The sequence below is a fragment of the Lawsonella sp. genome (assembly GCF_011525565.1).
Taxonomy (GTDB): domain Bacteria; phylum Actinomycetota; class Actinomycetes; order Mycobacteriales; family Mycobacteriaceae; genus Lawsonella; species Lawsonella clevelandensis_A.
In genome coordinates this window covers 23,583-27,662 of the sequence record NZ_WVRS01000006.1, presented here as the reverse complement: position 1 = coordinate 27,662, position 4,080 = coordinate 23,583, and the positions used below count along the sequence as shown (strand labels likewise).

General features: G+C 57.3%; 5 protein-coding genes. 4 read left to right on the top strand and 1 reads right to left on the bottom strand.

Annotated features, from left to right (window positions below; genetic code table 11):
- Positions 1-230: 230 nt before the first annotated feature.
- From QZV76_RS04640 to yaaA (QZV76_RS04630), 3 genes are read left to right on the top strand one after another with little or no spacing between them, the layout of a single operon-like run.
- A complete protein-coding gene (locus QZV76_RS04640; protein ID WP_290598666.1) occupies positions 231-1,001 on the top strand; it encodes an NAD(P)H-dependent oxidoreductase in 771 nt (256 codons plus the stop codon).
- 38 nt (positions 1,002-1,039) lie between these two features.
- Entirely contained in the window at positions 1,040-1,504 is a 465-nt protein-coding gene (gene yaaA / locus QZV76_RS04635) for a peroxide stress protein YaaA (protein ID WP_290598665.1), read from the top strand.
- A gap of 4 nt (positions 1,505-1,508) precedes the next feature.
- Positions 1,509-1,865: a peroxide stress protein YaaA gene (yaaA, locus tag QZV76_RS04630; RefSeq protein ID WP_290598664.1), complete on the top strand. Its 357-nt coding sequence runs from the start codon at positions 1,509-1,511 to the stop codon at positions 1,863-1,865.
- 27 nt (positions 1,866-1,892) lie between these two features.
- Here yaaA (QZV76_RS04630) and QZV76_RS04625 read toward each other — a convergent pair whose 3' ends face one another.
- On the bottom strand, positions 1,893-2,489 hold the full coding sequence (locus QZV76_RS04625; protein WP_366664342.1) for a ribonuclease H: 597 nt from the start codon (positions 2,487-2,489) through the stop codon (positions 1,893-1,895).
- A 204-nt stretch (positions 2,490-2,693) separates the two neighbouring features.
- Here QZV76_RS04625 and QZV76_RS04620 point away from each other — a divergent pair, with 204 nt between their 5' ends.
- Entirely contained in the window at positions 2,694-3,902 is a 1,209-nt protein-coding gene (locus tag QZV76_RS04620; protein WP_290598663.1) for an alpha/beta hydrolase-fold protein, read from the top strand.
- Positions 3,903-4,080 lie beyond the last annotated feature (178 nt).

Sequence of the window (4,080 nt, the reverse complement as noted above, 5' to 3'; positions counted from 1 at the left end):
GCGCAGATAGCGGAAGAAACTATGGCGAACCGCAACCGGGAACGCGCCCAAGCCCGCACCCCCAAGGAGGACAAGAACCCCGAGAAGCCGGCAGGACAGCAGGCGGGACACAGTGACCCGCCTCTCCCGCGTTGATCCACCTACACTCATTCAACTCCATAAACTGGTTAAACTAAGGGGACAGTAACATGGGGGTTGTTGGGGATTAACGTACGTATAAGGAGATAACAGTGACCACCACCCCAGATAACTCTGCCCAGCACACCACTAGCCAGCCCAGCCAGCCCAATGTTAGCCAGCACCTGCCTAATAACCCCGGCGTCCCCAACCTCACCCCCTGCATGACCGGCCAGCAGGTGACGGACCTTCTCCACGCCCGCTACACCGCCAAAAAATACAACCCCAACCTGCGCGTCAGCGATGAAGACTTCGCCGCCATCATCGATGCCGGACGCCTCAGCCCCAGCAGCATGGGCTTTGAACCCTGGCACTTCGTCCATATTAAAAACCGCGACCTCATCAACGACATGCTGCCCTACATGTGGGGAGGCATTGGCAAAGTAGAAGACGCCAGCCACCTCGTAGCCTTCCTGGGCCGCAACGCCAGCCAGATGGAACCCCACAGCAGTTACCTCACCCACATTCACGAGGACATTCAGCACTATCCGCAGGACGGCCTAGACGCCCGCATGGACCGCTACCGCACCTTCATCAACGACGACCAAGACTTCCACACCGACCGGGAAAAGAACCTGTGGGTGGATAAGCAGGTGTACATTGCCCTCAGCAACATGCTCACCATGTCCGCCGCCATGGGCATAGACTCCACCCCCATTGAGGGCTTCCAAAAAATCCCCATGCAGAAACTCCTCACCGACCGCGGCGTCTACGACCCGGAGGAATTCCACCTGACCGTCTTCGCCTGCTTCGGCTACTCCGACGCCCAACACCGTGCGAAAACCCGCCGCCCCGTCAGCGAAGTCCTCACCATCATCGACTAACCCAATTCCATAGAGAACCAGGACCATAAGCAGGCACCATGCGCATCCTCCTCCCACCCTCGGAAGGGAAAACCCCCGCCGACCCCAACTGTGCCCCCATCCGCCTCGACAACCTGGTGTACCCGCGCCTGACCGATAAACGCCTGGCCGTGGGGGAGGCCCTGCAAGAGGCCAGTGGACAACCGGACGCCCTTACCGTCCTCAGTGTGGGGCCGCGCCTGGTCGATGACGTTGTTCGCAACTGCACCCTGTGGAAACAACCCGCTGCGCCTGCCCGCGACATCTACACTGGTGTTCTCTACGCGGGGGCTGCACTACACACCAGCCCCGCCCGGCAGCGCGCCTGGGCTGATAAGCATATTCTTATCTCCTCTGCCCTGTGGGGGTGGGTGCGCCCCGGCGACCGCATCCCCGCCTACCGCTGCTCCATGGGGGTCAACCTGCCCGGCATTGGCTCCCTTGGCCCCTACTGGCGGCGTACTCTCAACCGCTTTTTTTACTGAGGAAATGGCCGGTGAACTCGTCGTGGACTGCCGTTCCGGCGCCTACCAGAAAGCCTGGATGCCCACCGCCAAAGACTGTCACGACCACAACATTGACCTTGTGCAGGTAAAAGCAGTGCGGGTAGTAAACGGCCGTGAAAAAGTAGTCTCCCACAATGCCAAACGATGGCGCGGACTCCTCACCCGAGCATTGGTCGCCGCCGGCGCCGAGGGACTCACCATCGACAATCCCGGAGATTTGGTCACCACCCAGCAAACGCTCTTCAGCTATATCCGCGACGCTCTTGCAGAAGAACGTCTCAACACCGCCCGCCTTAGTGGTGGTGACGGCCGCTGGACCCTCACCCTCGTCACCGAATAGCGGATAGCGTTAGAACTGTGGATAACGTCAGAACAGCGCGTCTTGGGTCCCGCCAGCAGACGATCCGCTATGCGGCGCCTTGTTGACTGGTTTTTTGATGGCCGACGTTTCGGCGGCTGCCGTTTTGCTAGCCGACGCTTTATTAGCAGCGTCAGGCAACCCCGGGAACCCGGGCCCCTCGGGAATGGGCTGGTGCTGCTGGTAGGCGGTGGCGACGGCGCGGGCGGCATCATCAGCTGCCTCATTCAGCGGGTGCCCAGCATGGCCCTTCACCCAACTGAAACGCACAGTGCGGCCCCTCATCTCAGCATCTAGCTGCCGCATAAGGTCGGCATTCAGCACCGGCTTGCCGTCGGCTTTCTTCCAGCCGCGTTTCTTCCACCCCGGCATCCACTTCGTGATCGAGTTAATGACATATTGGGAATCGCACAGAACATGCAGTTCCTCATCGGCGCGGTGTTTAGTGGAGCGGAGAAGATCCAGGACCGCCATCAGTTCACCCTGGTTATTGGTGCCTTGCGGCCAACCGCCCGCATGCCAGCAGGTGTCGTCGATGAACCAGGCCCAACCAGCGGGGCCGGGGTTACCCAAAGAAGAGCCGTCTGCGGCTGCGGTGATAGTCATTCCTCCATCTTGTCACATGTATATGATGCACGGAATTGTGAGGACTCGTGAGGGCACAGACTGGGCACACGGCCTTGTGGAGACGGTAGTAGAGGGAGAAGGCACTACCGGGAAAGTGATGCTGTGTACAGCAAAAAGGAAGAAAGAAAACCGTACGGGTGTATAAACTGTAGAGAAACTATTTACCTACTTTTCATTAATGTCATGAAAAATATTTTCTCTGCTTTTGTTCGTAACCGTGCTCCGCGTCCTGGTTTTTCTCAAAGGGTTTCGCAGAGGTTCCCACATGGACTTTTGCGTCAACAAGTTGCCCCTGTCATGGCTGCCGCACTTCTCTGCGGAATGGTAGCGCCTCTCTCCGTTTCTCTATCTGCTCCTCCAGTTGCCCATGCGGAATCAGCTAAACCATCCGGGGAAACACCAGATGGGAGTGGCAGTAATTCCCATAAGAACATTTGGGATCCAGATGCCGATCTGCGTGTTGATATTCACAGTAGAGAAAGTAACTTGCCGCTACGTTCGGATGATTCTCCAAGCGGATACTGTACGCGCGACCCGCTGGCCAGCAATTTTCAACGCTGCCGTATCTGGTCACCCGCCAATCACACCTACATAAGTATCCACTACAAACCCGCCATGAAGCGTTCCAAGCGTGTCCTGCTACTACTTGATGGGGCTAGCGCTGTCGACTCCCACAATCGGTGGATTAACGGTGGTGGTGCCGCCCGCACCATGGCCGATACAGATATCAATGTCATTCTTCCCATCGGTGGCGGCTCCTCCTACTACGCCGATTTCCAGTATCGTTACCGCCATTGCTCCCTCATCCATCCGCAACTTGATCGGCAGCAGTGGGAAACCTTCATCACCAAGGAACTTGTGGCGTGGGCCGGCAGTAACGGTATGGACACTACCGGCTGGAGTGTGGGTGGCTTTTCCATGGGTGGTGGCTCCGCGCTGAGCCTAACCGAGCGTCACCCTGATCTTTTTGACCAAGTGTTGTCGTATTCGGGCATGGACATTTTTGTTATCCCAGGTCTGCTGGAACTGATGAACAGTACGAACGACATCACTCTCTGTATAGCGCGTCCTTTCGGGAGTCCACTTAACCCGTCACGTTATGAGTTCGACCCTTTCCTCAACATGGAGAAGTTGCGGTCTGCTAAGGACGTCTATATTTCCAACTCGCTCGGTTTTGTACTCCCACGCAACTATCAGCGGGGTGATCTTCTCGGCAACCCCTGGGAATGGGGAGTCGCGCTGCTTAATGCGGCTTTTATGGCGAAAGCATCCGCCATTGGCCTCACCAATGTGACATATGAGTTGACGCCGCAAGGGTCGCACTCCTACCACACTGCTGCACTTGCATTGCGGAAGACGAAGCAGCGGATCCTCAACAAAGACCGCGCATAGCCACAAGCACAGCACATACGGCAGATACGACTAGTACGACAAGCACAGCCGAGTAAGGCTGAGTACGCCAAATACCAAGGCACCAAAATACTCAAGTGCGGCCGCGGGGGGTTACTCCAACGGCCGCACTTGAGTATCGAGATATCAGCGTATCGAAAGGTATCGAAAACCTACCGAA

Excerpts from the sequence above, each read along its gene's own strand:
- yaaA (WP_290598665.1), top strand. The coding sequence starts at position 1,040 with ATGCGCATCCTCCTCCCACCCTCGGAAGGGAAAACCCCCGCCGACCCC.
- yaaA (WP_290598664.1), top strand. The coding sequence starts at position 1,509 with ATGGCCGGTGAACTCGTCGTGGACTGCCGTTCCGGCGCCTACCAGAAA.
- QZV76_RS04625 (WP_366664342.1), bottom strand. The coding sequence starts at position 2,489 with ATGACTATCACCGCAGCCGCAGACGGCTCTTCTTTGGGTAACCCCGGC.
- QZV76_RS04620 (WP_290598663.1), top strand. The coding sequence starts at position 2,694 with ATGAAAAATATTTTCTCTGCTTTTGTTCGTAACCGTGCTCCGCGTCCT.